Consider the following 26,198-nt stretch of genomic DNA (forward strand, 5'->3'; position numbering starts at 1 on the left):
CCCCAAACAAAAAAAACAAAAGCCCGGCCGGGGCGGTGTTTTTTTTGGGGGGGGGGCCCCCCCAATTGACGGAGGTTGGGGCGCTGTCCGGAGCCGACCCGCGTAGACCGCCACGATGACATCCTGCGCCTGTTTTGCCCGACGATTCAAACGCCGCCACGGTGACGTCTACATGAGTTCGGGTTTTTGTAACTCGTTGAATTCCCTCACGCTATCTACTGTGCATGGGGTTGTTTTCGCGCTTTTTGTTTTGAGGGGCGGCTATTCCACCGCCTTTTCCCTCAGCCGCTGCGCATAGACATTGATCACCAGCGCCGCCAGCAGGATCAGGCCGCGGATCAGGATCTTCAGGAAGCTGTCGATGTTGACGTGGTCGAGGCCGTTATTGAGAACGCCGAGAACGAACAACCCGACGATGGTGTTGCCGATGCCGCCGCGGCCGCCGAACAGGCTGGTGCCGCCGACGACGACGGCGGCGATGGAGTCGAGCAAATAGGTATCGAACTCGTTCTGCTGCGCGCTGCCGAAATGGGCGACGCCGAGCATGCCGCCGATACCGGAGCAGACCGCCGAGATCACCATGACCGCGCCGAGGATGAGCTTGACGTTGAGGCCGGAATATTCGGCCGCCTCGCGGTTGCCGCCGACCATGTAGACGTAGCGGCCGAAGCGCGTGTAGGTCAGCACCAGATGTCCGCCGAGCAGCATGATCGCGGCGACGATGACGATCCATGGGATGCCGCCGAGCGAGCCCGAGCCGAGCGTGGTGATCACGCCGGGCACCTTGTAGGCGATCTGGCCGCGCACCAGCAGTGCCGAGATGCCGGCTGCGATCTGCATCATCGCCAGGGTCATGATGAAGGAGGGGATGCCGATCACGGTCAGGCCGAGCGCATTGACGAGGCCGAGAAACGCGCAGAGCAAAATGGCCAGCAGGATCGCGGCGGCGCCGGGCAGGGGAATGTTGGGAATGTTAACGTAGGATTCCTGGAGCGTGAAGTAGGCGACCGCGATGCCCGTAACGTTGGCGATGCTGGCGATCGAGAGGTCGATCTCCGCGCAGAGGATCACGAAGGTGAGGCCGACGGCGATGATCCCTGTGACTGACACCTGCGTCAGGATATTGCCGAGATTGTCCAGCGTCGCGAAGGAGGGGCTGGCCAGCGCAAAGAAGCCGGACAGGAAGATCAGCGTCAGAAACGGAGCGATGTTGCGCATCTGCGAGCGCAGGAACGGCGCAAGCCCTCGCGTCCGCTGCCCCGCCGCCAAAGCCGTGTCACTGCTCGCCATGATGCTTCTCCGTCACGCCGCTTCCAGCAGGCGGTCCTTGCTGACCGGCTCGTTCGTGAACTCCCGCACCAATGCGCCGCGCTTGAGCACGAGGATGCGGTCGGCCAGCGACAGCACCGTTTCCGGCTCGGTCGACAGCACGATGATCGCGAGCCCTTTGGCGCGGAGATCGCGGACGATGTTGATGACGTCGTTCTTGGCGCCGACATCCATGCCGCGGGTGGGCTCGCACAGCACCAGCAGTTTTGGCGGATAGGTCAGCCATTTCGCCAGCGCGACTTTCTGCTGATTGCCGCCGGAGAGCATGCCGAGATCAAGGCCGACGACCGGCGGCCTGATCTGGAGCTGCTCGACCTGGCGCTTCGCGATGTCGCGCTCCTGCGCCGGCTTGAGCAGCAGCGCCGAGATGCGATCGAGAATGCTGATCGAGATGTTCTTGTAGACCGGCTCCTGGTGAAACAGCATGTCGCGCCGGCTTTCCGGAACCAGCGCCACGCCGGCGCGCCGCGCCGCAGCCGTGCTGGCGAAGCTTTTGGGCTTGCCCTCGACCGCGAGCGTGCCGCCGTCCGGCTTCAGCTTGCCGAACAAGATGCGCGACAATTCCTGCTGGCCGCAGCCCATGAAGCCGTAGATGCCAAGCACTTCGCCGGCGCGCGCCTCGAAGGAGATGTCCTTCAGGCTGCGGGCTAGCGACAGCTGGTCGACCTTCAGGACCACCGAGCTGTCGCTTGGCCGCGGCAGCATCAGATCGTCGCTGTAGCTGTGCTCGAGCGCTTCGCCGCCGCGGCCGATCATGGCCTCGATCAGCGCGCCCTTGCTAGTCGCAGCACTTGCCGTCTCCGCGACCTTCCGCCCGTTGCGGAACACGGTCACCGTGTCGGACACGCGCAAGATGTCCTCGATGAAATGCGAGATGAAGACGATCGCCGTGCCTTCCTCGCGCAGCCGCCGCAGCGTCGCGAACAGCCGCTCGACTTCGGGCGGCGAGAGGGCGGACGTCGGCTCGTCCAGGATGACGATGCGCGCGCCGGAGAACAGCACGCGCGCGATCTCGATCAGCTGCTGAAGTCCGATCGGGAGGTCGCCGAGCCTCGACATCGGATCGACGTCGATACCGAAGCGGGCGAGCTGCTCGCCGGCCTCGCGCGCCATCCGCCGCCATTGTACGAGACCGAGCCGGTTAGTCGGCTGGTTGCCCAGGAACACGTTCTCCGCGACCGTGAGGTCCGGCGCGACGGAGAGCTCCTGGTGCACCATGGCGATGCCGGCGCTGTGCGCGTCGCGGGCCGAGCGGAAATGCGTCTCCTGTCCGTCGATCAGGAAGCGGCCGGAGAATTCGGTGTGCACGCCGGCGATGATCTTCATCAGCGTGCTTTTTCCCGCGCCGTTCTCGCCGACGAGACCATGGATCTCGCCGGGGAGAAGCGCAAAGTCGACACCACGAAGCGCCTCGACGCCGCCGAAGCTCTTCGTGATGCCCTGAAGTTCAAGGATGGGCGAACGTTCCTCTCGCATGGAGGCTCAGATCAGGAAGTGATCCTGCATCCATTGCATCCCGGCGGCGTTGGCCTTGGTCACGACCGGACCGTCGGTAACGACGTTCTTGGGAATGCCCTGTCCGCTCTTTTCGCCGCCGACCACGGCGGAGACGCCCGCGATGACGGCGCCGCCATGAATGCGGCAGGACGGATTGCGGACGGTTGCGAACATGCGGCCCTCGCTGACCGCCTGGATCGCCGGCGGCATCGCATCCACGCCGCCGATCAGGATGTTGGTGCGGCCCCGCGCCTTCATGATGTTGGCGGCCGCGAGCGCCATGTCGTCATTGTGGAAGAACGCCGCGTCGATCTGCGGATACTTCGTCAGGTAGGTTTCCCAGAGACGTGCGGTCTTCGACACGTCCCAGTCGGCCGGCTGGGTGTCGAGCACCTCGATCCCGGGGAATTGCTTCACGACATTGTTGAAGCCCTTGGCGCGGCCCTGCGCGCCGGTGTGGCCGAGGGCTCCTTGCGTCATGATGATCTTGCCCTTGCCGCCCATGGCGTTGCACAGCGCCTGCGTCACGGAGGCGCCCATGAACTCGTTATCAGGGGCGAGGAAGGAGTGGACGTTGATCTGGTCTAGCGGCGCAATCAGCGTGTCCATGTCGATCACGGGCGTGCCGGCATCGATCATCTTCTGCACTGGCTGGGTGAGGGTGCCGATGCCGAATGCCTGGATCGCGACGAAGTCCCATTTCTGCGAAGCCATGTTGTCGATAGCCGCGCGCTGCTTCACGGCATCGAGCTGGCCGTCGAACCAGGTGACCTCGACATTGAACAGCTTGCCCCAGAATTCCGCGGCCTGCTTGCCCTGCGCGCACCAGGTTGCCTGCAGGCCTGCGTTGGAGAACGCCGCCTTCAGCGGCTTCTCGCTTCGTCCGACTTCGGCTGCGAGGGCGGGGTTTATGCCCATGCTGCCGAGGATGGCAGTCGCGGCGCCGGCGGTTGCTGCCGCCTGAAGAAGATCGCGCCTCGTCGTCGAGAAATCTTTCGTCCCGGACATCGCTCGCTCCCATACAAATTTATCTTCGGCGCGTCATTGATTGCGCGACCGATGTCCGAAAGTGTCTCACAAGAGTTGGTGCCACTCAATCTGCAATCAACGCGAGATTGCCGCAAGCCGCGTTGGTGCAGCGCAAAGCGTCAGGCCGGGACGCCCGCGAACGCGTCGATCTCGATGAGCACTCGGTCCCAGGCCTGCGCAATGTCCGGCGACCATTCATCGCGGAGGAGATCGCGCAGCGTATCCCTGATCACGGAGAAGAAGGCGATGAACAGCTCGCGCGGTGTGCCGTAGCCGTCGTGCGAGGCGACCTCGCACGCGATCAGCCGAAATTGCCCACGGCGATCACCGGCGAAGTCGAGAATCGCCTCGATCGTGAGTGCCAGCATCGATCCCATCACGAGTTCGCTGCCTTGGGTGCGGAACATCGCCCGCGTTTCGGGGTGCTGTTCGAACAGCCGCTGATAGACGTGTGGCGTGAGATCCGTGCAGCGCGAGGCTGCAAGTTCAAAGCTCTGTTCGATAGGATTGGAAGAAGTATTCATCCGCGCTTCAGCCCCGCAGACAAAAAAAGAGCGGGGCCCTAGCCCCGCTCGAAAATTGTGTCGACCCTATTATCCCCGATTCTAAGATTTGATCTTGATTGGCGGGGCGACGCTGCATTTTGCGCGCCAGGGGCTCCTCCCGAGACTTGGACCACCAGACTTCGACCTCGCGGCCAGCCTGAGCAAGCGGATGCTAGATCAACTTTTCTCACTTGTCATCATTTTCGGCAACGAATGTTCAAAATTCGAGCAATTGACGAAATGATCGGGCTTCCGGCCTTGTAACCATATGACAAATATAAGAAATCTGTGGATGGAGCAGGGGGCGGAACTGCCTCAAATGCCGAAGGTCCCCTCCCGCGGGCGGCCGGACCACAGTTTCCAAGGAATTTGCGCTGGACCAAGAAGGCGGCGGAACCGGGCTCGACTCGGCCATAACGCGGTGTTTAGTTAGTAGACGAACGAATGGTTCGGCGGATGCGCGCACGGCTGCAAAAATTCCTACCCCTGGTCCTGCTCGCCTTGGTGATGCAGGTGCTGGCGCCGATTGCCGCCTGTCTTGCGGCCGGCCAGGTCGTGGCCGATCCGCTTTCCGCCGCCGTCATCTGCCACAGCGCGAGCGAGCAGGGCGGCCTGAACGATCCGGCGGGTACGCCGGTCGCACATTCCGGTGCATGCGCCCTCTGTTGCTTGGCCCAAGTGGGCGCGTCGCTCGATTCGCCGTCGCATGCCGCGCTTTCCGTTCCCTTCCGCCACGCCGAGCGCGTGGTGTGGCACGCGGCGGAGGCATTCGCCGGCGCGGCCCATAAGGGCTCGAGTGCTCAGGCACGCGCACCGCCTCAACCTTCCTGACGACTCTCGTGATCGCCGCGGCCCGCCGCAGGCGATTGATGCTGTCGAATGGCCGGAGAGAAAGCCCGGCGTCAGGAATGCTCCCATGTTACGTTGTCATGCCCGCCGCGGCGTGAGCATCGTTGCCGTTCAGGCCGCGCTGCTTGCGTCGTCGAGCGGAGCCTTTGCCCAAGGCAGCGGCGCAGTGCTGCCGCCAATCACGGTTGAGGCGCCTCAACAGAAGCGCGCGTCGGCGGTCCGAGCGCCAAGCAATTCTGCGCGATCGGCGCCCGTCACGCGAAGCCCGCGAACGACCCTATCGCCGCAGCAAACCGCGAGCGAACAGAGTGTAGGGGCTCCGGGCGCCCTGACGGTTCTGACTGCGCAACAAGCGCTGGCGGAGATTAACCAGACTCCGGGCGGCGTGGCGCTCGTATCGGCCGAGGCGTACAGGAACTCGACGCCATCCAACACGATAAAGGATGTTCTGGATTACGTGCCCGGCGTGTACGCCCAGCCCAAATGGGGCGACGACACTCGCCTTTCGATTCGCGGGTCTGGCCTGTCGCGCAATTTTCATCTGCGCGGCGTGCAGCTCTATATGGACGGCATTCCGATCAACACTGCGGATGGCTATGGCGATTTCCAGGAGATCGATCCGAGCGCCTACAAATATGTCGAAGTCTTCAAAGGCGGCAACGCGCTTCAGTTTGGCGCCAATTCGCTGGGAGGGGCGATCAACTTCGTGACTCCGACCGGCCGCGACTCGTTTCCGAATGGTGTGTCCTTCGACGTCGGAGGATTCGGCTACAAACGACTTCAGGCGAACGCAGGAGGCGTCAACGGGCCATGGGACGGTTTCGTTACCGCTTCCACGCAGGCCGCAGACGGATTTCGCGATCACAGCTTCGGCTCGAGCAACCGTTTGAGCGGCAATGTCGGGTATCAGTTCTCACCGGATGTCGAGACGCGGTTCTACCTCAATGCCAACGAAGTGCGGCAGCGAATCCCGGGTACCGTGACCAAGACATCCGCTTTGACCGATCCTGAAGCTGCTGCACCCGCGAATGTTGCGATGGATCAGCAGCGCAATGTCGATACTGTCAGGCTCGCCAACAAAACCACCATTCGTTTCGATGACACCAAAGTCGAATTCGGGGCATTTGGCGTCGATCGCCATTTGATGCATCCGATCTTTCAATGGCTGGACTACCGTTACAAGGACTATGGAGGATTCGCGAAGATCACGGATGACCGCACCATTGGCGGCTTCCGCAACAGGCTGGTCGCAGGCGTCAATGTGCTGAACGGCAGCATCGACAACCAGCAGTTCGCCAACTTTGGGGGGCAGAAGGGCGCGCTGCTTTCTTCCTCGATCGATCGGTCGGAGAATACCTCCGCCTATGTCGAAGACAGCTTCTACGTCCTTCCAAATCTTGCAGTGATCGGCGGCACGCAATTCTTGTACGCGACCCGCAATCGGCAGGATCGTTTCCTCAGCGACGGGAATCAATCGGGGGCAACGCGCTTTAATATCTGGTCGCCGAAAGGCGGTCTGTTGTGGCAAATCGATCCGAGCTGGCAGGCCTTCGCCAATGTCTCGCGGAGCGCCGAGGTGCCGAGCTTTGGCGAAAGCGCGATTGGTCTCGGCATTCCGACGATCCCGTTCACCAGCATCCGCCCGCAGATTGCGACCACGTACGAAATCGGGACTCGCATGAAGCGATCTGATTACGTCTGGGAACTGACGGCCTACCGGGCCAACATTCGCGACGAATTGCAATGCCTCTATAGTGCTTTCGGCAATTGCAATGTGACCAACGCCGACCGCACCATCCATCAAGGCATCGAGGCCGGCGCGGGCGCAGCAATCTTTCGTGAGGTCTTCGTCAATGGTCCGGCGCCGGACAAGATCTGGCTAAATGTCGCTTATTCCTTCAACGACTTCCGCTTCGACAAAGATCCAACCTTCGGAAACAATCGACTGCCGGGAGCTCCAAGCCACTACCTGCGCGCGGAGCTTCTCTACAAACACCCTACCGGTTTCTATGTTGGACCCAACGTCGAATGGGTGCCACAGGCCTACTTCGTCGACAGCATGAATACACTGACGACAGAGCCTTACGCCCTGTTGGGATTGAAAGCCGGATTCGACAATGGCGGCCCGATGTCTGCCTACATCGAGGGGCGCAATCTCACCAGCAAGACCTACATAGCCAGCGCGAGTATCATCGATCGAGCGACGGCGACATCAGCATTGTTTGAGCCGGGCACGGGAAGAGCAGTGTACGCTGGAATGAGGTATCGATGGTGACGTGCAAATGGGCACTCGGGTCTATGTTCGGCTCCGCTGCAGGCCGGCGTTCCGAATGCCGCTGCTGACGGTGGCGGAAGGTCGTCGTGGAAGAATGCAGGGCCATTCTCGGCTCGATCAATCGTGAAAGAGGCAATCAATATGAAAAATATCGGACGAACTCTCCTTACAATTTCACTGTTGCTGACCGGCTGTGCCGTCGCACAGGCCGACGACGTCAAGGCGGGCGATCTCGTCATTTCGCAGGCGTGGAGCCGGGCGACGCCGGGCGGCGCCAAGGTCGCCGGCGGCTATCTCACCATCGAGAACAAGGGCACAGTGGCCGACAAGCTGGTCGGCGTTTACGCCGATATCGCGGGGAAGGCTGAGGTCCACGAGATGGCGACGGACAACGGCGTGATGAAGATGCGCCTGCTCGACAAGGGACTCGTGATCGATCCCGGCAAGACGGTGAAGTTCGCCCCCGGCGGCTATCACCTGATGCTCCAGGAGTTGAAGGGCCCCTTCAAGCAGGGGGACAAGGTGCCGGTGACGCTTCAATTCGAGAAGGCCGGCAAGGTCGCCGTCTCCCTCGACGTCCAAGGCGTCGGCGCCCAGGCGCCCGGCGATAGCGGACACATGATGAAGAAAATGCCTGATCATTCGGGAATGAAGATGTGATGAAACAGATCAAGCCTTCCATGACCATGCATCGAATCCTTGCGAGTCTGATCGTCGCGCTCGCAGCGTCCCCTGCGGCGGCGCATATCACGCTAGAGACCAAACAGGCGGCGGTCGGCTCCTACTACAAGGCCGTCTTCGCTGTGCCGCACGGCTGCAAGGGCTCGCCCACGGTGAAGATCCGGGTGCAGATTCCGGAAGGCGTGATCGCTGTGAAGCCGATGCCGAAGGCGGGCTGGACCGTCGATATCGTCGAGGGCAAATACGCAAATGAGTACGACTACCACGGCAACAAGCTTTCCACCGGCGTCAAGGAGGTGGCCTGGTCCGGCGGCAAGCTGCCAGACCACAATTACGATGAGTTCGTCATCAGCAGCTTCCTCACCACGAGCCTGAAGCCGAACACGACGCTGTATTTTCCCGTCGTCCAGGAATGCGAGACCGGCGTCAGCCGCTGGATCGAGATCCCCGCGGAGGGAGCGAAGCATTCGCACGAAGGCAGTTCTCCGGCGCCTGGCCTGAAACTCCTGCCAAAACCCTGATGCGCCTGCTCGCCGCGCTCGCGACGCTACTCCTCGTTGTCGGCTTCTCGACCGGCGCCTCGGCGCACGCGGCGCTCGTCGCGGTCGAGCCGGCGAGCGGCAGCATGCTCGCGAGCGCGCCGAAGGCGGTGGAGTTGCGCTTCAACGAGACAGTGACGCCGGGCGCCATCCAATTGATCGACGGCGCGGGCAGGGCGCGGGATGATTTGCGCGTCGACGCATCGGGCGAGACCATCTCGGTTGCGATGCCGGCGGACATGCCGCAGGGCACGGCGGTCGTCAGCTATCGCGTGATCTCGCAGGATGGCCATCCCGTTGCGGGATCGGTGATCTTCTCGATCGGCATGCCGACGGGGACGCAACCTCCCGCAAATGCCGATGGCGGATTGAACGTGCTGATCTGGCTGGCGCGGGTCGCTCTCTATCTTGGCCTGTTCGTCGGCGTCGGCGGCGTGTTCTTTGCGCGCTGGGTTGCGTGGTCGATGACCGGCATAACCGTTCCGTGCGTGGCGCTCGCCATCGGCGTCCCGAGCACGGTGGTCTCCCTTGGTGTGTTGGGGCTGGATCTCCTCGGGCTACCGCTATCGGCTCTCGCGACGATGGCTCCCTGGAAAGTCGCATCCGGGACCAGCGCGGGCCCAGCCTTGCTTGTAGCCGGCGCTGCAATGCTGCTCGCGCTGCTGGCGCTAGGCAACGCGTGGTGCGCGCGCGCTCTGGCGATCATTGCCTTCGTCGGCGTCGGCTTGTCGCTGGCCATGACCGGGCACGCCGCTACGGCACCGCCTGAACTGTTGACCCGGCCGGCAATCTTTCTCCATGGCCTCGGTGTCGCCTTTTGGATTGGGGCTCTCGCGCCGCTGGTCGCCCTGTTGTCGAGGCGGCCCGCCGCGGCATTGCCTGTCGTGAACCGCTTTGCTCGCCTCTCCGCGCCGGTCGTTGGCGTTCTCGCATTGACCGGCCTCGCGCTCGCCATCGTCCAGCTTGAAAAGCCGTCTGCATTGGTGGAGACCCGGTACGGACTGATCCTCTCGATCAAGCTTGCGCTGGTCCTCGTGTTGCTGGCGCTTGCCACGCTCAACCGCTTTCGCCTGACCCCGGCGCTGGCGGGGGATCACAAGGCCGCGCAGACCCTGAAGCGCTCGATCGTGCTCGAATGCGCCATCGCGCTCGGCATCTTCGCCGTCGTGGCCGGCTGGCGCTTCACGCCGCCGCCGCGAACGATCGTTCCGGAGACGCCGCTGGCGATCCACATCCATACCGACAGGGCGATGTTCCAGGTCCTGGTCTCGCCGGGTAAGGCGGGTATCGACGATTTCGTGCTGCAGCTCATGACCGGCGAGGGGGCGGTGCTCGAGGCCAAGGAGGTGACGCTGACGCTGAGCCTGCCCGAACGCGGCATTGAGCCGATGGAGCGGAACGCCTCGCGCGGGCCGGACCGCTATTGGCACGTGCGCAAGGTCGAGCTGCCCTTTGCGGGCCGCTGGCATGTGCGGATCGACGCTCTGGTGAGCGATTTCGAGAAGATCACGCTGGAGGACGAACTCGAGGTGGCAGCGCCCTGAATCGCGCTCTTCGGCACATCATGTCGAATCTGAAGTCGACGGAAAATGACAGGAATTCCGCTGTGTTAGCGGGTTTTCCTCATTCCCGGTCTTGTGTTTTGGCTCCCAATCCGGTTTCACTGCAAGCCGTCACTGATTCCTCGAGTATTGCCATGCGGTTGTCGCGGTTCTTTCTGCCCATTCTGAAGGAAAATCCGAAAGAGGCGGAGATCGTCTCGCATCGGCTGATGCTGCGTGCCGGCATGATCCGGCAGGAGGCCGCCGGCATCTATGCCTGGTTGCCACTCGGCTTCCGCGTCTTGAAGAAGATCGAGCAGATCGTGCGCGAGGAGCAGGACCGCGCCGGCGCGCTTGAACTGTTGATGCCGACGCTCCAGCTTGCCGATCTCTGGCGCGAGAGCGGCCGCTACGATGCCTATGGCCCCGAGATGCTGCGCATCGCCGACCGGCACAAGCGTGAGCTGTTGTACGGACCGACCAATGAGGAAATGATCACCGAGATCTTCCGCGCCTATGTGAAGTCCTACAAGAGCCTGCCGCTGAATCTCTATCATATTCAATGGAAATTCCGCGACGAGCAGCGTCCGCGCTTCGGCGTGATGCGCGGCCGCGAGTTCTTGATGAAGGACGCCTATTCGTTCGACCTCAACGAGGCCGCGGCGCGCGTCGCCTACAACAAGATGTTCGTGGCGTATTTGCGCACCTTCGCGCGGATGGGGCTGAAGGCGATCCCGATGCGCGCCGAGACCGGGCCGATCGGCGGTGATCTCAGCCACGAGTTCATCGTGCTCGCCGAGACCGGCGAATCCGGCGTTTTCATCAATCGCGACGTGCTGGACCTGCCGGTGCCGGGCGAGGACGTCGACTATGAGAGTGATTTGACGCCGATCATCAAGCAATGGACCTCGGTCTATGCGGCGACGGAAGATGTTCACGACGCCGCGCGCTTCGAGCAGGAAGTGCCCGCGGACAAGCGGGTGAATACCCGCGGTATCGAGGTCGGGCAGATCTTCTACTTCGGCACGAAGTATTCCGACGCGATGAAGGCGCTGGTGGCGGGCCCCGACGGTGTCGACGTGCCGATCCATGGCGGCTCCTACGGCGTCGGCGTCTCGCGCCTGCTCGGGGCCATCATCGAGGCCTGTCATGACGATGCCGGCATCAAATGGCCGGAGGCCGTTGCCCCGTTCCGCGTGTCGATTCTCAACCTCAAGCAGGGCGATGCCGCGGTCGATGCGGCCTGCGAGAAGCTCTATGCGGAGCTGTCCGCCAAGAGCGTCGACGTGCTCTACGACGACACCGACCAGCGGGCCGGAGCCAAATTCGCCGCCGCCGACCTGATCGGCATCCCATGGCAGATCATGATCGGGCCGAAAGGGCTTGCCGACGGCAAGATCGAGCTCAAGCGGCGAAGTGACGGCGCCCGCGAGACCATGTCGCCTGCGGACGCGGTCGCAAGACTTGTGGGCTGATAAGGCTGGTCGGCTGAATATTGTTCATCGCCCGAGATCGCGGCCGCCAATCCGGCCACATTTGACCCCGAATCATGGGACTATCGAGCGATGGATGAGACCATGACCGAAACCGTTCAAACCGCGCCTTTTGCGCCATTCGAGTGGATGCTGTCGGCGCGCTACTTACGGGCGCGCCGCAAGGAGGGATTCATCTCGGTCATCGCCGGGTTCTCCTTCCTCGGTATCATGCTGGGCGTGGCGACGCTGATTATCGTCATGGCCGTCATGAACGGCTTCCGCAAGGAGCTGCTCGACAAGATCCTCGGGCTCAACGGCCACATCCTGGTCCAGCCGCTGGAATCGCCGCTGACCGACTGGAAGGACGTCGCCGACCGCCTCAGCCAGGTCCAGGGTATCCGGCTCGCAGCGCCCGTGGTGGACGGCCAGGCGCTGGCGTCATCGCCGTGGAACGCCTCCGGCGTCCTGGTGCGCGGCATCCGCTCCGACGATCTCAACAATCTCACCTCGATCGCCAAGAACATCAAGCAGGGTTCGCTCGAGGGTTTTGACGACGGGCAGGGGGTCGCGATCGGCCGGCGCCTTGCCGACCAGTTGTCGCTGCACGCCGGCGACAGCATCACGCTGGTGGCGCCGAAGGGCGCGGTCACCCCGATGGGCACGACGCCGCGCATCAAACCGTACAAGATCGCCGCGGTGTTCGAGATCGGCATGTCGGAGTATGATCTCGGCTTCGTCTTCATGCCGCTGGCGGAGGCGCAGGCCTATTTCAACCGCAGCAACGACGTCACCTCGATCGAGGTCTTCACCACCAATCCGGATCAGATCGTCGCGTTTCGTCAGGCCGTGACGGAGGCGGCGGGCCGGCCGGTGTTCCTGGTAGACTGGCGCCAGCGCAACTCGACCTTTTTCAACGCGCTCCAGGTCGAGCGCAACGTGATGTTCCTGATCCTCACCATGATCGTGCTGGTCGCGGCGCTCAACATCGTCTCCGGCCTGATCATGCTGGTGAAGGACAAGGGCAGCGACATCGCGATCCTGCGCACGATGGGGGCCTCGCAAGGCTCGATCATGCGCATCTTCCTGATCACGGGCGCTTCGATCGGCGTGGTCGGTACGATGGTCGGATTCATCGTCGGGCTGGTGATCTGCCTCAACATCGAGTCGATCCGGCAATTCCTGTCCTGGCTGACCAGCACCGAGCTGTTTTCGCCAGAGCTGTATTTCCTGTCGAAGCTGCCCGCCGAGATCGACATCGGCGAGACCTCGGCCGTCGTGATCATGGCGCTGACGCTGTCGTTCCTGGCGACGCTGTATCCGTCCTGGCGCGCCGCGCGCCTCGATCCCGTCGAAGCGCTGCGGTACGAGTGAGGGGCTGATGGAGCAGCAGGGGGCGGAAGATGTACCGGTCATTTATCTCCACGAGATAAAGCGCCAGTACTTGCAGGGCGAGGTGCCGCTGACGATCCTCGACGGCGCCAAGCTCGCGCTGTGGGCGGGCCAGTCCGTCGCGCTGGTGGCGCCGTCAGGTTCGGGCAAGTCGACGCTGCTGCACATTGCTGGTCTGTTGGAAGCGCCCGATTCCGGCGAGGTCTACGTCAACGGCGCGCCGACCTCGCAGCTGCCCGACATCGAGCGCACCCAGCTTCGCCGCACCGACATCGGCTTCGTCTACCAGTCGCACCGGCTGCTGCCGGAGTTCTCGGCGCTGGAGAACGTCATGATGCCGCAGATGATCCGCGGCCTCAAAAAGTCCGAGAGCGTCAAGCGCGCCAAGGAGATCCTCGGCTATCTCGGCCTCGGCGAGCGTATCACGCACCGCCCGTCCGAGCTGTCCGGCGGCGAGCAGCAGCGCGTTGCGATCGCGCGCGCTGTGGCCAATGCTCCGCGGGTGCTGTTTGCGGACGAGCCGACCGGCAATCTCGATCCGCACACCGCGGACCACGTTTTCCAGGCCCTGATGCAACTCGTCAAGGCGACCAAGGTCTCCATGTTGATCGCGACCCACAACATGGAACTCGCCGGCCGCATGGACCGCCGCGTGTCGCTGTCGAACGGCCAGGTGGTCGAGCTCGAATAAAAAACGCGAAAACAACCCCATGCACAGTAGCCAAGTGCTTGGCCGGACTGACGAAAAAAATGGCGTTCCTCGGGGTGCTCAAGGCCGGATCACCGTCAATTTGAACGGTCCGCCATTGGCGGCGGCATGGTCCACCGCCTCGTTGGCGTGGTCGAGATCGAAGGCGGTGGCCTCGTACTCCTCCAACCTGAGCAGTCCCGCGCGCACCAGCGCGATCAGGCGGCTTGCCGCATCCGGCGGATACAACCAGACGCCGTGGATGCTGATGCAGTTGCGCATGATCCAGGGGTAGGGCAGCTCGAGGCCCGCGCCGCCCGCCATGCCGACACCACCCATCAGCACGACGCGGCCGTATGCGCGCACCGTCATGATCGCCGCGCGCACTACATTCGTGCTCACCGAGGGCGGCATGATGTCGAGCACGCAGTCGATCGGCACGGGCGCCGCGCGCTTCATGCTCTCGCGGTCGTCGTCCTCATTGCCGGAGAGCCTGACTGGCTTCACGCGATCGCCGAAGCGGCGGACGAGGTCGGCCAAGATCTTGTCGTTGCGGCCGGGCGCGACCACGCAGGCCGCGCCCATCGCGAGCGCGACCGAGACGGCCGCACTGCCGAAATTGCCGGTGGCGCCGCTCACTAGCACGGTCTCGCCGGGCTGAAGGTTGGCGGCAAGGAAGCCGCCATAGGGCACCAGCAGCGTCCCCAGCGCACACCATCGCGTGGCGTCCTCCGGCGTGATCGTGCCGAGCCGTTTGACATTCTCCGTCGGCACCCTCATCTGCTCGGCAAACGAGCCGTGGCGAAAATGCTGTTGCAGGCGCATGGCGCCGGCACCGGGGGCAGTGAGTCCTTGCAGGGCAATGTCGGGCGCTGCGGCGTCGTCGCGCGAGCGCACCGTCGGGTCGCAGAACACCCAGTCGCCAACGCTGAGCTTCGTCGCGTCCGGGCCGATGGCGCGGACCCGGCCGATGCCGCCAGGCCCCGGGATAATCGGCAGGTCGAGCGCATAGTTGCGCGCCCCGCTGAAAACCTCGTTCATGTAGGACAGCACGCGCGTGGCGACGACGTCCACGATGACCTCGCCGGTCCCGAGCACCGGTTCGGGTGCATTCTCGATGACGAGCGGAGATCCCAGGGATTTGAGTACGGCGGCTTTCATGGTGGTCACCTCATGTTCGGGTGACACCCATATGCGCCGCCTTTCCAGGGCCAGAAAGGCCTGGTATTATCCTAGTATTCCACGGGCCCTCCATCGAGGCATGTCAATATGGCCGACCCACGCCGCGTCGAATTCGGCGACTTCCTCCGCTCCCGCCGCGAAAAGCTGTCGCCGAAGACGGTCGGGCTTCCCGCCGGCCGGCGGCGCCGCACGGCGGGCCTGCGCCGCGAGGAGGTCGCGCAGCTCGCCGGCATCGGCGTCGACTGGTACATCCGGCTCGAACAGGGCCGCACCGTCAGCCCTTCGGTCACGACTGTCGATGCGCTGGCGCGCGCGTTGCGCCTTAGCAAGACCGAGCATGCGCACCTTAAGGCGCTGGCACGCGACGGCGTGAGGGGCGCGTTTGCGCGCGAGGTGGTGCCGCCGCCCATACGGCGCCTGATCGAGAGCCTGCCGCATCCGGCCTACATCACCGGGCGGCGCTGGGACGTGCTGGCCTGGAACGCCGCCGCCGAGGAGGTCTTCGCATTTGGCCGGTTGCCCGAGGAGGATCGCAACACGCTGCTCTTGATGATGACCAACAAGCGCACGCGAAAATTCTACGGCGCGGGCTGGGCCGATGTGGCCAAGCGTATGGTCGCGATGTTTCGCACCACTCACGACGTCTGGGCCGGCGATCCCGCCTTTACGGAATTGCTGACGCGGCTGCGCCAGGGCAGTCCGGAATTCGTCAAATGGTGGGAAGCACACGAGATCCGCAGCACTGCCGCAGGCCTCAAGACCATGAACCATCCGACCAAGGGCGTGCTCCGGTTCGAGCACACGAGCTTTCAGGCCAATGACGATCCGGCGCTGAAGCTGGTGATCTATACGCCCGTGTAGATTGCGGAAGCATAGGGCCCGAGCTCGTCATGTATGACGGTCGATGATCTGAAGCAGCCGATCGCAGGAGGCCTCGATCCTCTTATGGGGCGATGTGGCGATGCCCAGCAACAGGCCGGATCGCGCCGAGGCCGCAGACGCATGCCATAGCGACAGGGGCGTGGGCGCCAATCCAAACGATGCCGCTTCCCTCGCGATCGCGACGTCGGAGGTTCCGTCCGGCAGTCTCAAGACCGCGGCCAATCCGGCGATCGCAACGTCCTTCGCGACGTCCTTGGCGCGTGCCTTCAAATATTTCAGCAGCGCATCGCCTTGCGCGGCATAGGCCCGCTTCGTGCGTCGAAGATGCCGTAGATAGTGGCCGTCGCGGATGAATTCGGCGGTTGCGATCTGTACGGAGGGCCCGGGGGCCGGAGCGAGGCATGCCGCAACCTCGGCAAAACGGGATGCCAGAGAGGCGGGTGCAACGACGAAGCCCAACCGCAACGCAGGAGTCAGGGTCTTGCTGAAAGACCCGATGTGAATGACGCGGCCGAAACGATCGAGAGAGGCGAGCGCAGGTGTGGCCCGGCCCTTCAGCTGAAGCTCGCTCAGATAGTCGTCCTCGATCACCCAGACCCGTTCCTGGGCTGCCCAGTCGAGCAGACGTGAACGTCTTGCCAGCGACAATGTGGAGCCAAGCGGTGCCTGCTGTCCGGGGGTCACGACGACCAATGCTGCATCGGGAGCGTGTTTCAGGCCGTAACCGACGTCGATGCCGTCCGCGTCGACCGGGATCGGCGTGATCAACAACCTTGCAAGCTCAAGGCCGTGCCTTGTGAAGGGGAAGCCCGGGTCCTCCATCCAGACCTTTTTCTGCTCGAGACAGAGAACCCGGAGTGCCAGTCCGAGCCCGCTGCTGAAGCCGGCCGTGATGATGATCTGCGACGGTGCACATTCGATACCCCTCGCCAGCGCGAGATACGCAGCGATGTCGCGCCTCAATTCCAGCTCGCCGCGGGGATCCCTGTAGATGGCCGGCGCGCTCGTCTCCGCGCGCACCGCCCGCGTGCGCATCCTCGAGAACAGCTTGGCAGGAAAGGTCTCGTGAGCGGGCACACCCATCTGGAAAATGGCCGGTCCCGCAGTGAGCTCCTGGTACATTTCCATGAACGAACCGGGGTGGGGAGCTGCTTCCTGCCGAGGAGTAAAGGCGGGTCGATCCGCAACATGCGTTCCGGTCGCGCGCGACGCGACGATCAGTTGCGCGGATGAGAGCTTTTCGTAAGCCGAACGCACGGTGCCGCGCGCGACACCCAGCTGAGCCGCCAAATCCTGCCAGGACGGCAGACGAGCTCCCGGCGCGAGCACGCCGCTCTCGATGGCAGCTCCGATACCTCTGCGGATTTGTTCCGCCAATGGCGTCTTCGCAGATCGATCGAGCTCCAGCCGCAGCGGTTTGACCATGCCTCCGTAGTACACGATGTTTGTCCATTCCTGGTGCTATTTTGTAGACCAGCGCGGGGACATTTATCGGACAAGGAAAGTACGCGGCGACAGCCGCCGAACAGAACCGATCATGGAGTATGAAAATGGCTAAGCGTCTCGATTACGACCGCATCGCACCCGCAGGGATGAAAGCGCTCGGCGGCGTCTACGGCTATGTCATGCAGAGCAATCTTCCTGCAACGCTTGTCACTCTGGTCTATCTGCGCATTTCGCAGATCAACAATTGCGCCTACTGCCTCGACATGCACACGCGCGATCTGCTGAAGAGCGGACAGAAGATCGAAAAGATCGCGCTGGTGCAGGCCTGGGCGGAAGGCGGTCATCTCTTCGACGAGCGGGAGCGTGCCGCCCTCGCATGGGCTGAAACGGTGACCCGTGTGGCTGAAACCGGCATCCCGGATCAAGCTTACGAGGCTGCCCGCGCCGTCTTCGAGGAGCGCGAGCTCGTCGATCTCACCATCGCGATCGGCCTGATGAACGCGTACAATCGCATGGCAATCAGCTTCCGAAATACGCCACAGGCCGCGAAGGAGGAGATGGCAGCCTGACCGCGGTGCCAGACGGCAAGAGGGTAAACACATGCCTTCGACTGCGAAGGATGTCCTGAGATCTCAGAGATGCAAGGCAGGAGCTTGAAATGACCTTTGCAATTTCCGGCGTGAAGATTCCCGACAGCAAGATCGCACGAGAGGCCGCCGAGCTGGTGCGCCAGTACGAAAACGACATGTTGTTCAATCACTCGGTCCGCGTCTTTGTGTTCGGCGCGATCAAGGGACATCGGCAAAATCTAAAATTCGATCCCGAGCTGCTCTACATCGCGGCGCTGTTCCACGATCTCGGGCTCGTCGACCATTACCACACGCAGACCAAGCGATTTGAAGTTGATGGCGCCGATGCCGCCCGCGCATTTCTGAGGGGGCACGGCATTGACGAGCCAAAAGCCGATCTGGTTTGGGAGGCGATCGCGTTACATACGACGCCTGGAATTCCACAATACATGCGGCCGGAAATCGCTCTCACGAATGCGGGCGTTTTGGTCGACGTCGTGGGGATTGGCTATGATGAGTACACGCCAGAGCAGCGCAACCAGGTGACCACCGCATTTCCGCGCGGTGATTTCAAGAATGACTTCCTTCAGATACAAACCTGCTCAGCCTTGAAGAAGCCGCAGACCACGTTTGGCACGGTCAATTTCGATTACATCGAAGATCACGATCCCACATTTCGCAAGCCGAACGCGTGCACTCGCATCCGCAACACGCCCTGGCAGAGCTGAGCCCTTCGGCGCGGTGTTCGGGCTTTGCCACGTTGGTTTATGGCGCCGGTGCGGCCGGAGGCGTTGCGCTGGCGTTCGGCCGCTGAATGGCCGGCCAGGGTTATTCGGAGTCGGCGTCACCGACGCGCATGACGCCGGGCGAGCATGAAACGACGGGGACCACGCGGGGTGAAAAGCAGACATTGATGCTACACGACGATCCGCGCTGCCACAACTTGCGGTCGCGCGTCCGCACGGGTCTGTCCGCGACGTCTGGATTGGCAATCAGGGGGCCCGATGGAGCTGGCCAGAACGGCAGTCTCCCAAGGGACGGTACCGACGGGAACCTAAATGCGATCATGCGGTTATCGCGCAGATAATTTGCGCGACCCGTCTGCATCACTTCGAAGTTCAGGCGGGCTACCTGGGGTCGAAGCGAACAGTAGCGGGACGATCAAACAGCTAGCTCATCGTGGAGTTAGGGAAGTGGCAGGGGAAGACCAATGACGACAGCGACCGGGGTCCGCTCGGCCGATCGCAATTCCGTCTTAGCCACGCTCGGCGACTACATCCGAGAGATCAACAATCCCGACGATCTCGCCTATGCTGCGGCGGAGCTGCTTGGCCGCAGCCTAAACGTCAGCAGGGCAGGCTACGGCACGGTCGATACCTCAGCCGAGACCATCACCATTGTCCGCGACTGGAACGCACCGGGCATCCTGAGCCTCGCAGGCGTGCTGCGCTTCCGCGACTATGGCAGCTACATCGAAGACCTCAAGCGCGGCGAGACCGTCATCTGTGCCGATGCGGAAAAAGACCCTCGCGTCGGCGATCGTGCCGAGGCCCTCGAGGCGATCTCTGCGCGCGCGCTCGTCAACATGCCGATCTCGGAGCCCGACGGGGTCGTGGCGCTGCTGTATCTGAACGATGCCAGGCCGCGCGAATGGAGCTCCGAAGAGCTGGAGCTTATTCGCGATGTTGCCGAGCGGACGCGCACGGCCGTCGAGCGCCGCCGCGCGGAGACGGCTGTTCGGGAGAACGAAGCCCGGCTTCTTTTCCTGGACGCGCTCAACAAGGAGACGGCCAGGACTCGCGATGCCGACGGCGTGATGGCGGTCACGACCAAAATGGTCGGCCAGCATCTCGGCGTCTCGAACTGCGCCTATGCCGACATGGATGCGGACCAGGACGGCTTCACCATACGCGGAGATTGGGCGGCGCCGGGCGCAATGCATATCATCGGTCACTACAGTCTGGCTGACTTCGGCAAGAAGGCGGTGCGAGAGCTCGGCGCCGGCAGGCCCCTGATCATCAATGACAATTTGAAGGAGCTTGCGCCTGAGGAGGCCGCCACTTTCCAGAACATCGGGATCGGTTCGACGATCTGCATGCCCCTGGTGAAAGAAGGACGACTTACCGCCTTGATGGCCATTCATCATCGGGGCCCGCACCAGTGGACGCCGCGCGAACTCGCCTTGCTCACCGAGGTGACCGAGCGATCGTGGGCCCACATTGAGCGCGTCCGATCGGAACAGGCAGCGCGGGAAGCCGCCGAACGACTGACGCTTGCGAACAACGCGGCTGGTATCGGCACCTGGGACTACGACCCGGTCAACAACGTCCTTCGATGGGACAGCCGCTGCAAGGAGGTATTCGGTTTACCGCCGGACGCCGAAGCCAGCTATGAAGGGACGTTCCTGAAGGGCCTTCATCCCGAGGACAGGCAGCGCGCCCACGAGGCGGTGTCCGCAGCGCTGACGCCGCACGCGCCGGCACACTACAATATGGAATACCGAACCATTGGCATCGAGGATGGGGTCGAACGCTGGATAGCCGCGACCGGTCAAGCCATCTTCGCCAACGGTCAGGCTGTTCGGTTCATCGGAACGGTACTTGATATCACCGCGCAAAAGAAAACCGAGCGTCATCTCAGAATACTGAACGATACCGGGACTTCGGTCTCTCGCGAACGCGACCTCGACAAGATCGTCCAGATTGTGACGGATGCCGGCGTCGGACTCACAGGTGCTCAATTCGGCGCCTTTTTCTACAACGTTCTGGCGCCGGATGGCGGCAGCTACATGCTGTATTCGCTGTCGGGTGCGCCGCGATCCGCGTTTGAAAACTTTCCGATGCCCCGCAACACCGCCGTCTTTGGCCCGACCTTCGAGGGCTCTGGCGTGGTGAGGTCCGACGACATCCTGCAGGACCCCCGCTATGGCAAGAACGCGCCGCGGAAAGGCATGCCCGAGGGCCATCTTCCGGTCCGATCCTACCTGGCGGTCCCTGTGATCTCGCGAACCGGCGAAGTCCTCGGCGGACTTTTCTTCGGTCACGCCGAGACGGGTAAATTTCAGGCAGAGCACGAGGCCGCCTTGCTTGGTATTGCCGGCCATGCCGCCACCGCTATCGACAATGCCCAGCTCTTGACCCGGCTCGAGGCGCTCAATGCCGGATTGGAGCAACGTGTTGCCGACGAAATCGCCGAACGCATGAAAGCCGAAGAGCAATTGCGGCAATCCCAGAAGATGGAAGCCGTCGGACAATTGACCGGAGGTATAGCCCACGACTTCAACAATATGCTGGCCGTGATTCTCGGCAGCCTGAATCTTGCCAAGCGGCGGCTCGGCAGGGGAGAGGTCAGCGTAGACCGCTTCATCGAGGGCGCCATCGACGGTGCAAATCGCGCCGCCACGTTGACGCAAAGGCTGCTCGCTTTCTCGCGCCAGCAGCCTCTCGCGCCTGAGGTCGTGGACATCAACAAGATGGTCGGCGGGATGAGCGAGCTGCTCGAGCGATCGCTTGGCGAGCTTATCCGCCTCGAGACGGTGCTGGCGGCTGGCCTCTGGCGAGTCAAGGCAGACCCGGCCCAGCTCGAGAGCGCGATGATCAATCTCGCGGTCAATGCGCGCGATGCCATGCAAAAGGGCGGCAGGCTGACGATAGAAACCAGCAACGCCTCGATCGATCGAATGTATGCTCGCGAGTACGCACTCGCACCCGGGCAGTACGTTCTCGTGGCCGTGACGGACAACGGCACGGGAATTCCGGCCGATGTGCTCGGCAAGGTGTTCGATCCGTTTTTTACGACCAAGGTCGTGGGCAAGGGCACCGGCCTCGGCCTCAGTCAGGTCTATGGTTTCGTGCGGCAGTCGGGCGGCCATGTCAAAATTGACTCGGAAGTCGATGTTGGCACGACCGTGAAGATCTACCTGCCACGCTTCGCCGGCGAGGAGGCGGGCTCAGATCCGTCGCAGGAAGAGATACCTGCCGGTGCAAGCCATCAGAACGAAACCATTCTCGTCGTGGAAGACGACGAGCGCGTCCGCAGCATGTCTTCCGAGAGCCTGCGCGAACTTGGCTACACCGTCATCGAGGCAGCCAGCGCCAAGGAGGCGATCAGGACGATCGAAAATGGCTTCGTCCCAGATCTGCTGTTCACGGATGTCGTCATGCCCGACATGACGGGCGCCGAGCTTGCGGCCGAGCTGTCGAAACGATACCCGGAGCTGAAGGTGCTGTTCACCACCGGCTACACGCGCAATGCAATCGTTCACAATGGCGTGCTCGATGCCGGCAAGCATCTGCTTCCCAAGCCCTTCGCCATCGACGACCTGGCTGCCAAAGTCCGCAGCTTGCTCGACGATATCTGAACGCGTTTTGGAAACGATCTCTTCCGTTTGCAAGCCGCCTTCACAAGGGCTATGTCCCGGCTTTCGGAAGAGCATGACATGACAATCTCGGATGACAACGACCTCGCGCGCCTGAAAGAGATCGGGCGCATCGTCGCCATCCTGGAGGCAATGGGGAAGGCGCTCGAGCCGGGCATGACCACCTCCGAGCTCGACCAGATCGGGCGAACATTGCTGGAGGCTGCCGGCGCACGTTCGGCTCCGGAGCTGGCCTACGACTTTCCCGGGGCGACCTGCATCAGCGTGAACGAGGAGATCGCTCATGGCATTCCCGGCGATCGGCGGATCGCGCGCGGGGATCTCGTGAACATCGACGTATCAGCCGAGAAGCACGGCTTCTTTGCGGATACGGGAGCGTCGTTCGCCGTTCCACCCGCAACCCGCGCGGTTGAACGTCTTTGCAGGGATGGCCGGCGCGCGATGTGGACGGGCCTGCAGCAGGTTGGAGCCGGCAAGCCGATCGCCGGAATCGGTCAGGCCATCGGGACCTTTGCGCGGAAGAACGGTTACAGCCTGGTCAGGAACCTTGCCAGTCACGGCGTCGGCCTGTCGCTCCACGAGGAGCCGACGGAGATCGCAACATGGCCCGACCGCTCCGAACGCCGCGTCATGAGCGAAGGCCTGGTGTTCACCGTGGAGCCGTTCCTGTCCCTGGGCGCCGAATGGGCACAGGATGGCGATGATCCATGGACGCTCTACAGCAGCCCCGAGGCGCCGACCGTTCAATACGAGCACACCGTGATCGCCACGCGAAGCGGACCGTTGATCGTGACGATGGCTGGTTAAGAAGGCGTCCTCAAGCCACCGGATCTCGGGCAGCATCCGAACGGCTTCGATCATCCGGCGCCAGTGGCGGTGCACGTCTCGCCGGAGGATTCTTCGGTGGGGCTGCGTTGCTTCCTGCTGATATCGACCGGGGCAGATTTGGAGTCACGATAGGCGACAATCCAGATCAGGAAACCCAGAACCGCCAGCGCGGCGCCGACGGGACCGGTGGAGGTCCAGCCCAGCCCCTCGCGAATGGCGAGGCCGCCGAGAAACGGACCGAGCGCATTGGCGGTATTGAACGCCGAATGGTTGAGTGCGGCGGCGAGCGCCTGCGCATCTCCCGCGACGTCCATCAGCCGCGTCTGGAGGATGGCTCCGAGCGAGACGCCGGCGCCGATGGCGAAGACGTCTGCCGCCAGCGCCCAGGGATTGCCGGCGGCGAGCGGAAACACCAGCAGCGCGACCGCTGAGAACAGCAGGATGGCTCCCGCCGTCGGCATCAGCGCGCGGTCGGCAAAGCGCGGCACAAACAGATTGCCGAGCGTCGCGCCGATGCCGAACACGGCCAGAAAAAGCGGTATGAGCGTGGGGCTGACCTTGGTCACCTCGATCAGCGTCGTCGCGAGATAAGTGTAGACGGCGAACATGCCGCCGAAGCCGATGGCGCCGATCGCCAGCGTGATCCAGACGCGGCCGCTTCGCAGCGCGCCGAGCTCTCGCAGCGGATCGGACCGGCCAGCCTTGTCGCGCGGCGCGAACAAGGCGCACAGCAGCACCGTGAGCAACGCCAGCACCGACACGAGGCCGAAGCTCGCGCGCCAGCCGATCGCCTGCCCAATCAGATTCGCCAGGGGCACACCGACGATGGTGGCGCCGGTCAGGCCCAGCATCACCTGGCCGATCGCCTGCGAGCGACGATGTTGAGGGACCAGCGACGCTGCGACCAGCGCGGCGATGCCGAAATAGGCGCCATGCGGCAATCCCGAGAGAAAACGCGCCGCGATCATCGAGCCAAAGCCAGGCGCCAGCGCGGTGAGGGCATTGCCGACCGCGAACACGGCCATCAAGATCAATAGCTGCGCGCGCCGCGCCAACCGTGCGCCGAGCACGGCGATCAGCGGCGCGCCCAGCACGACGCCGAGCGCGTAGGCGCTGATCGCGTGTCCCGCGGTCGGCTCGTCGACCCCGAGGTCGGCGGCGAAAAACGGCAACAGGCTCATCGATGCGAATTCGGTGGTTCCGATCGCAAAGCCGCCCATCGCGAGCGAGAACAGGACGATGGCGAGATGAGGGGGCGTGGATGCCGCGGTCGCGCGGGGCGAGGTCGCTTGCTGCGATGTCGCTTGCTTCGATGTCGTCATTTGTCCTGCAATGGTGGCGTTAACGGGAACCAGCCCAGCGAACGTCGCCACCCCTGCAAGATTTGTCTGTCGTAGTTAAACCCGGATCGGTCGGCGTCAACGCTGCAATCTCAACGCAGGGCAGGCCGCATATCAGCGTCCCGAATTTGTGAGCCACGACGCGAACACCGTGCTTCTTGATTGCTCGTCCGCTGCAATCGGGCGAGCGCGGCGCATCTCAGCGCGGCACGTAGTAACCGGGTGAATAACCCGGCACCTGCGCGCGGGGCCTGTTCTGGTACGCATAGGGATCGTCGCTCTGGCCTGCGAAATACGGGTTCGCAATACAGGTGAGGGCGCGGCCCGACGAACTCGCCTGGCACTGCGCGTAAGTGTCGAACGTGCAATTGCTGAGCCCCGGCCATTCATCGCCGGTGAGGCAGAAGGCATGGTGGGTCCCGAACGCGCGCGCGGGCACGCTTGCGCCGAGCGTGATCCCAAATGTGGCGAGGGCGAGCGAAAATATGGCGACAATGGGGAGAGCAATTCGTCTGCGCATTCGATTCTCCAATCACGCGAACGTGCGCGCGACGTTGTCACGCGCGCGTGCCGCAGATGTCGTGTAGTCCACAATGGAACTCATGAAAACACTTGCTTCAAAGGGTTTCCGGCGCGCGTTGGTAAATCTTCATTAATGAAGCGCGATCCTTTGGCGCGAACTGTGGCGTCGAGGTTACAGCAATTCCGTCGAGCGCTGGTATGACGACGCCACGGCCCGGGGGCCTAACGACGAAACTGGAACGGGAATCAAATGAACAAGAATCTGTTGCTTGCTGCTGTGAGCCTTGTCGCGCTCGGCGCGGCTGCACCGGCGGTGGCTGCTGACCTCGCTGCGCGGCCTTACACCAAGGCGCCGGCGATGGTTGCCGCGATCTACGACTGGAGCGGCTTCTACATCGGTATCAACGGCGGCGGCGGTTCCGCCCATTCGACCTGGGATCTCGTCGGCGGTGGCCGCGAGGGTTCGCACGATGCGACGGGCGGCACGGTCGGTGGCCAGATCGGCTATCGCATGCAGTCGGGCCAGTGGGTGTTCGGCATCGAAGGTCAGGGCAACTGGGCCGACTTCTCGGGCGACAACGTCAGCGCGCTGTTCGCGACCCGCAACCGCTCCAAGATCGACTCGTTCGGTCTGATCACCGGTCAGATCGGCTACGCTTGGAATAACGTCCTCGTTTACGCCAAGGGCGGTGCGGCTGTCGCCGGCACCAAGTATGAAGTCTCGACCTTGGGCGGCGCCCTGCTGTCCTCGAACGATCAGACCCGTTGGGGTGGCACGGTCGGTGCCGGCCTCGAGTACGGTTTCGCGCCGAACTGGTCGGTTGGCGTCGAGTACAACCACATCTTCCTGCAGGACAAGGACGTCACCTTCGCGCTGGTGCCCTCGACCGATCGTATCCGTCAGGACGTCGACATGGGCCTCGTCCGCCTGAACTACAAGTTCGGTGGCCCGAGCCTCGGCCGCTACTGAGTAGAAGCCTGATATCGATCGCTCGACTTCGAGCGGTCGGCGAAAGCCCCGGCCATCGGCCGGGGCTTTTTTGTTGTTCAAATTCAGCGGGTTAACCATTCTATTCGGAGATGGTCGAGATAGCTTGACTCCTGAGAACGAAATGAGAACAATGTTCTTCATACGTTCTCACCATGGAGCAAGCCATGTTCAGGATTTTCGTCGAAGAAGCCGCCGCGTTGGCGTCGATTGCGCTGTTTGTCGG

At 63.0% G+C, this 26,198-nt stretch carries 22 protein-coding genes; 14 read left to right on the forward strand and 8 right to left on the reverse strand.

The genetic code is table 11. The annotated features are described in order from the left end of the window. Nucleotides 1-261: 261 nt before the first annotated feature. From AC0L3P_RS02510 to AC0L3P_RS02525, 4 genes are all read right to left on the reverse strand, one after another. The gene (locus tag AC0L3P_RS02510; RefSeq protein ID WP_275171295.1) at nt 262-1,290 is read right to left on the reverse strand and encodes an ABC transporter permease; all 1,029 of its coding nucleotides are present in this window, start codon (nt 1,288-1,290) and stop codon (nt 262-264) included. A 12-nt stretch (nt 1,291-1,302) separates the two neighbouring features. Continuing rightward, entirely contained in the window at nt 1,303-2,805 is a 1,503-nt protein-coding gene (locus tag AC0L3P_RS02515; protein ID WP_275171294.1) for a sugar ABC transporter ATP-binding protein, read from the reverse strand. 6 nt (nt 2,806-2,811) lie between these two features. Then, nucleotides 2,812-3,834 (reverse strand): sugar ABC transporter substrate-binding protein, encoded by a 1,023-nt coding sequence (locus AC0L3P_RS02520; protein ID WP_199198585.1) that lies wholly within the window; start codon nt 3,832-3,834, stop codon nt 2,812-2,814. Nucleotides 3,835-3,974: 140 nt separating this feature from the next. Further along, entirely contained in the window at nt 3,975-4,379 is a 405-nt protein-coding gene (locus AC0L3P_RS02525; RefSeq protein WP_275171293.1) for a globin, read from the reverse strand. Between the two features lie 477 nt (nt 4,380-4,856). Here AC0L3P_RS02525 and AC0L3P_RS02530 point away from each other — a divergent pair, with 477 nt between their 5' ends. From AC0L3P_RS02530 to AC0L3P_RS02565, 8 genes are all read left to right on the forward strand, one after another. Then, nucleotides 4,857-5,231, forward strand: a complete 375-nt coding sequence (locus tag AC0L3P_RS02530; protein ID WP_275171292.1) for a DUF2946 family protein — start codon at nt 4,857-4,859, stop codon at nt 5,229-5,231. An 85-nt stretch (nt 5,232-5,316) separates the two neighbouring features. Further along, entirely contained in the window at nt 5,317-7,524 is a 2,208-nt protein-coding gene (locus AC0L3P_RS02535; RefSeq protein ID WP_473300890.1) for a TonB-dependent receptor family protein, read from the forward strand. Between the two features lie 141 nt (nt 7,525-7,665). After that, nucleotides 7,666-8,184 carry a copper chaperone PCu(A)C gene (locus AC0L3P_RS02540; protein WP_275171290.1) on the forward strand — a complete coding sequence of 173 codons (519 nt, stop codon included), beginning with the start codon at nt 7,666-7,668 and terminating at the stop codon, nt 8,182-8,184. Next, nucleotides 8,184-8,726, forward strand: coding sequence for a YcnI family copper-binding membrane protein (locus AC0L3P_RS02545; RefSeq protein ID WP_473300891.1), 543 nt, complete (start codon nt 8,184-8,186; stop codon nt 8,724-8,726). The genes AC0L3P_RS02540 and AC0L3P_RS02545 overlap by 1 nt, the downstream gene beginning before the upstream one ends. Then, on the forward strand, nt 8,726-10,288 hold the full coding sequence (locus tag AC0L3P_RS02550) for a copper resistance CopC/CopD family protein (RefSeq protein WP_473300892.1): 1,563 nt from the start codon (nt 8,726-8,728) through the stop codon (nt 10,286-10,288). The genes AC0L3P_RS02545 and AC0L3P_RS02550 overlap by 1 nt, the downstream gene beginning before the upstream one ends. 152 nt (nt 10,289-10,440) lie before the next feature. Beyond that, on the forward strand, nt 10,441-11,760 hold the full coding sequence (gene proS, locus AC0L3P_RS02555; protein WP_275171288.1) for a proline--tRNA ligase: 1,320 nt from the start codon (nt 10,441-10,443) through the stop codon (nt 11,758-11,760). Nucleotides 11,761-11,850: 90 nt separating this feature from the next. Further along, nucleotides 11,851-13,131, forward strand: coding sequence for a lipoprotein-releasing ABC transporter permease subunit (locus AC0L3P_RS02560; RefSeq protein ID WP_007603606.1), 1,281 nt, complete (start codon nt 11,851-11,853; stop codon nt 13,129-13,131). A 7-nt stretch (nt 13,132-13,138) separates the two neighbouring features. After that, a complete protein-coding gene (locus AC0L3P_RS02565) occupies nt 13,139-13,840 on the forward strand; it encodes an ABC transporter ATP-binding protein (protein ID WP_275171287.1) in 702 nt (233 codons plus the stop codon). Between the two features lie 78 nt (nt 13,841-13,918). On the opposite strand, the gene AC0L3P_RS02570 is transcribed toward AC0L3P_RS02565, so the two are convergent. Continuing rightward, nucleotides 13,919-14,998 (reverse strand): alcohol dehydrogenase catalytic domain-containing protein, encoded by a 1,080-nt coding sequence (locus tag AC0L3P_RS02570; RefSeq protein WP_473300893.1) that lies wholly within the window; start codon nt 14,996-14,998, stop codon nt 13,919-13,921. 108 nt (nt 14,999-15,106) lie between these two features. On the opposite strand from AC0L3P_RS02570, the gene AC0L3P_RS02575 reads away from it, so the two are divergent. Further along, nucleotides 15,107-15,880: a helix-turn-helix transcriptional regulator gene (locus AC0L3P_RS02575; RefSeq protein ID WP_275171285.1), complete on the forward strand. Its 774-nt coding sequence runs from the start codon at nt 15,107-15,109 to the stop codon at nt 15,878-15,880. A gap of 27 nt (nt 15,881-15,907) precedes the next feature. On the opposite strand, the gene pdxR is transcribed toward AC0L3P_RS02575, so the two are convergent. Then, entirely contained in the window at nt 15,908-17,326 is a 1,419-nt protein-coding gene (gene pdxR / locus AC0L3P_RS02580; RefSeq protein WP_473300894.1) for a MocR-like pyridoxine biosynthesis transcription factor PdxR, read from the reverse strand. Nucleotides 17,327-17,451: 125 nt separating this feature from the next. Between pdxR and AC0L3P_RS02585 the strand changes: the two genes are divergently transcribed. The 4 genes from AC0L3P_RS02585 (at nt 17,452) to map (ending at nt 23,101) form a co-directional block, all read left to right on the forward strand. Then, complete coding sequence (locus AC0L3P_RS02585; RefSeq protein ID WP_354059670.1) at nt 17,452-17,916, forward strand: carboxymuconolactone decarboxylase family protein; 465 nt, start codon at nt 17,452-17,454, stop codon at nt 17,914-17,916. Nucleotides 17,917-18,005: 89 nt separating this feature from the next. After that, complete coding sequence (locus AC0L3P_RS02590) at nt 18,006-18,644, forward strand: HD domain-containing protein (protein ID WP_354059012.1); 639 nt, start codon at nt 18,006-18,008, stop codon at nt 18,642-18,644. A 482-nt stretch (nt 18,645-19,126) separates the two neighbouring features. Beyond that, nucleotides 19,127-22,276, forward strand: a complete 3,150-nt coding sequence (locus tag AC0L3P_RS02595) for a GAF domain-containing protein (protein WP_473300895.1) — start codon at nt 19,127-19,129, stop codon at nt 22,274-22,276. 78 nt (nt 22,277-22,354) lie between these two features. Next, nucleotides 22,355-23,101 carry a type I methionyl aminopeptidase gene (gene map / locus AC0L3P_RS02600; protein ID WP_473300896.1) on the forward strand — a complete coding sequence of 249 codons (747 nt, stop codon included), beginning with the start codon at nt 22,355-22,357 and terminating at the stop codon, nt 23,099-23,101. A 50-nt stretch (nt 23,102-23,151) separates the two neighbouring features. Here the strand turns inward: map and AC0L3P_RS02605 are convergent, their stop codons facing one another. Then, entirely contained in the window at nt 23,152-24,444 is a 1,293-nt protein-coding gene (locus AC0L3P_RS02605) for an MFS transporter (RefSeq protein WP_473300897.1), read from the reverse strand. A gap of 217 nt (nt 24,445-24,661) precedes the next feature. Further along, on the reverse strand, nt 24,662-24,982 hold the full coding sequence (locus AC0L3P_RS02610) for a DUF3551 domain-containing protein (RefSeq protein ID WP_275171278.1): 321 nt from the start codon (nt 24,980-24,982) through the stop codon (nt 24,662-24,664). Nucleotides 24,983-25,234: 252 nt separating this feature from the next. On the opposite strand from AC0L3P_RS02610, the gene AC0L3P_RS02615 reads away from it, so the two are divergent. Continuing rightward, the gene (locus AC0L3P_RS02615) at nt 25,235-25,954 is read left to right on the forward strand and encodes an outer membrane protein (protein WP_473300898.1); all 720 of its coding nucleotides are present in this window, start codon (nt 25,235-25,237) and stop codon (nt 25,952-25,954) included. Nucleotides 25,955-26,198 lie beyond the last annotated feature (244 nt).

It is taken from the genome of Bradyrhizobium sp. WSM4874 (genome assembly GCF_055811835.1).

Excerpts from the sequence above, each read along its gene's own strand:
- AC0L3P_RS02530 (WP_275171292.1), top strand. The coding sequence starts at position 4,857 with ATGCGCGCACGGCTGCAAAAATTCCTACCCCTGGTCCTGCTCGCCTTG.
- AC0L3P_RS02605 (WP_473300897.1), bottom strand. The coding sequence starts at position 24,444 with ATGACGACATCGAAGCAAGCGACATCGCAGCAAGCGACCTCGCCCCGC.
- AC0L3P_RS02540 (WP_275171290.1), top strand. The coding sequence starts at position 7,666 with ATGAAAAATATCGGACGAACTCTCCTTACAATTTCACTGTTGCTGACC.
- AC0L3P_RS02535 (WP_473300890.1), top strand. The coding sequence starts at position 5,317 with ATGTTACGTTGTCATGCCCGCCGCGGCGTGAGCATCGTTGCCGTTCAG.
- AC0L3P_RS02520 (WP_199198585.1), bottom strand. The coding sequence starts at position 3,834 with ATGTCCGGGACGAAAGATTTCTCGACGACGAGGCGCGATCTTCTTCAG.
- AC0L3P_RS02515 (WP_275171294.1), bottom strand. The coding sequence starts at position 2,805 with ATGCGAGAGGAACGTTCGCCCATCCTTGAACTTCAGGGCATCACGAAG.
- AC0L3P_RS02610 (WP_275171278.1), bottom strand. The coding sequence starts at position 24,982 with ATGCGCAGACGAATTGCTCTCCCCATTGTCGCCATATTTTCGCTCGCC.
- AC0L3P_RS02510 (WP_275171295.1), bottom strand. The coding sequence starts at position 1,290 with ATGGCGAGCAGTGACACGGCTTTGGCGGCGGGGCAGCGGACGCGAGGG.
- AC0L3P_RS02590 (WP_354059012.1), top strand. The coding sequence starts at position 18,006 with ATGACCTTTGCAATTTCCGGCGTGAAGATTCCCGACAGCAAGATCGCA.
- AC0L3P_RS02615 (WP_473300898.1), top strand. The coding sequence starts at position 25,235 with ATGAACAAGAATCTGTTGCTTGCTGCTGTGAGCCTTGTCGCGCTCGGC.
- AC0L3P_RS02560 (WP_007603606.1), top strand. The coding sequence starts at position 11,851 with ATGGATGAGACCATGACCGAAACCGTTCAAACCGCGCCTTTTGCGCCA.
- AC0L3P_RS02595 (WP_473300895.1), top strand. The coding sequence starts at position 19,127 with ATGACGACAGCGACCGGGGTCCGCTCGGCCGATCGCAATTCCGTCTTA.
- AC0L3P_RS02565 (WP_275171287.1), top strand. The coding sequence starts at position 13,139 with ATGGAGCAGCAGGGGGCGGAAGATGTACCGGTCATTTATCTCCACGAG.
- pdxR (WP_473300894.1), bottom strand. The coding sequence starts at position 17,326 with ATGGTCAAACCGCTGCGGCTGGAGCTCGATCGATCTGCGAAGACGCCA.
- AC0L3P_RS02585 (WP_354059670.1), top strand. The coding sequence starts at position 17,452 with ATGGCTAAGCGTCTCGATTACGACCGCATCGCACCCGCAGGGATGAAA.
- AC0L3P_RS02550 (WP_473300892.1), top strand. The coding sequence starts at position 8,726 with ATGCGCCTGCTCGCCGCGCTCGCGACGCTACTCCTCGTTGTCGGCTTC.
- AC0L3P_RS02525 (WP_275171293.1), bottom strand. The coding sequence starts at position 4,379 with ATGAATACTTCTTCCAATCCTATCGAACAGAGCTTTGAACTTGCAGCC.
- AC0L3P_RS02570 (WP_473300893.1), bottom strand. The coding sequence starts at position 14,998 with ATGAAAGCCGCCGTACTCAAATCCCTGGGATCTCCGCTCGTCATCGAG.
- map (WP_473300896.1), top strand. The coding sequence starts at position 22,355 with ATGACAATCTCGGATGACAACGACCTCGCGCGCCTGAAAGAGATCGGG.
- AC0L3P_RS02575 (WP_275171285.1), top strand. The coding sequence starts at position 15,107 with ATGGCCGACCCACGCCGCGTCGAATTCGGCGACTTCCTCCGCTCCCGC.
- AC0L3P_RS02545 (WP_473300891.1), top strand. The coding sequence starts at position 8,184 with ATGAAACAGATCAAGCCTTCCATGACCATGCATCGAATCCTTGCGAGT.
- proS (WP_275171288.1), top strand. The coding sequence starts at position 10,441 with ATGCGGTTGTCGCGGTTCTTTCTGCCCATTCTGAAGGAAAATCCGAAA.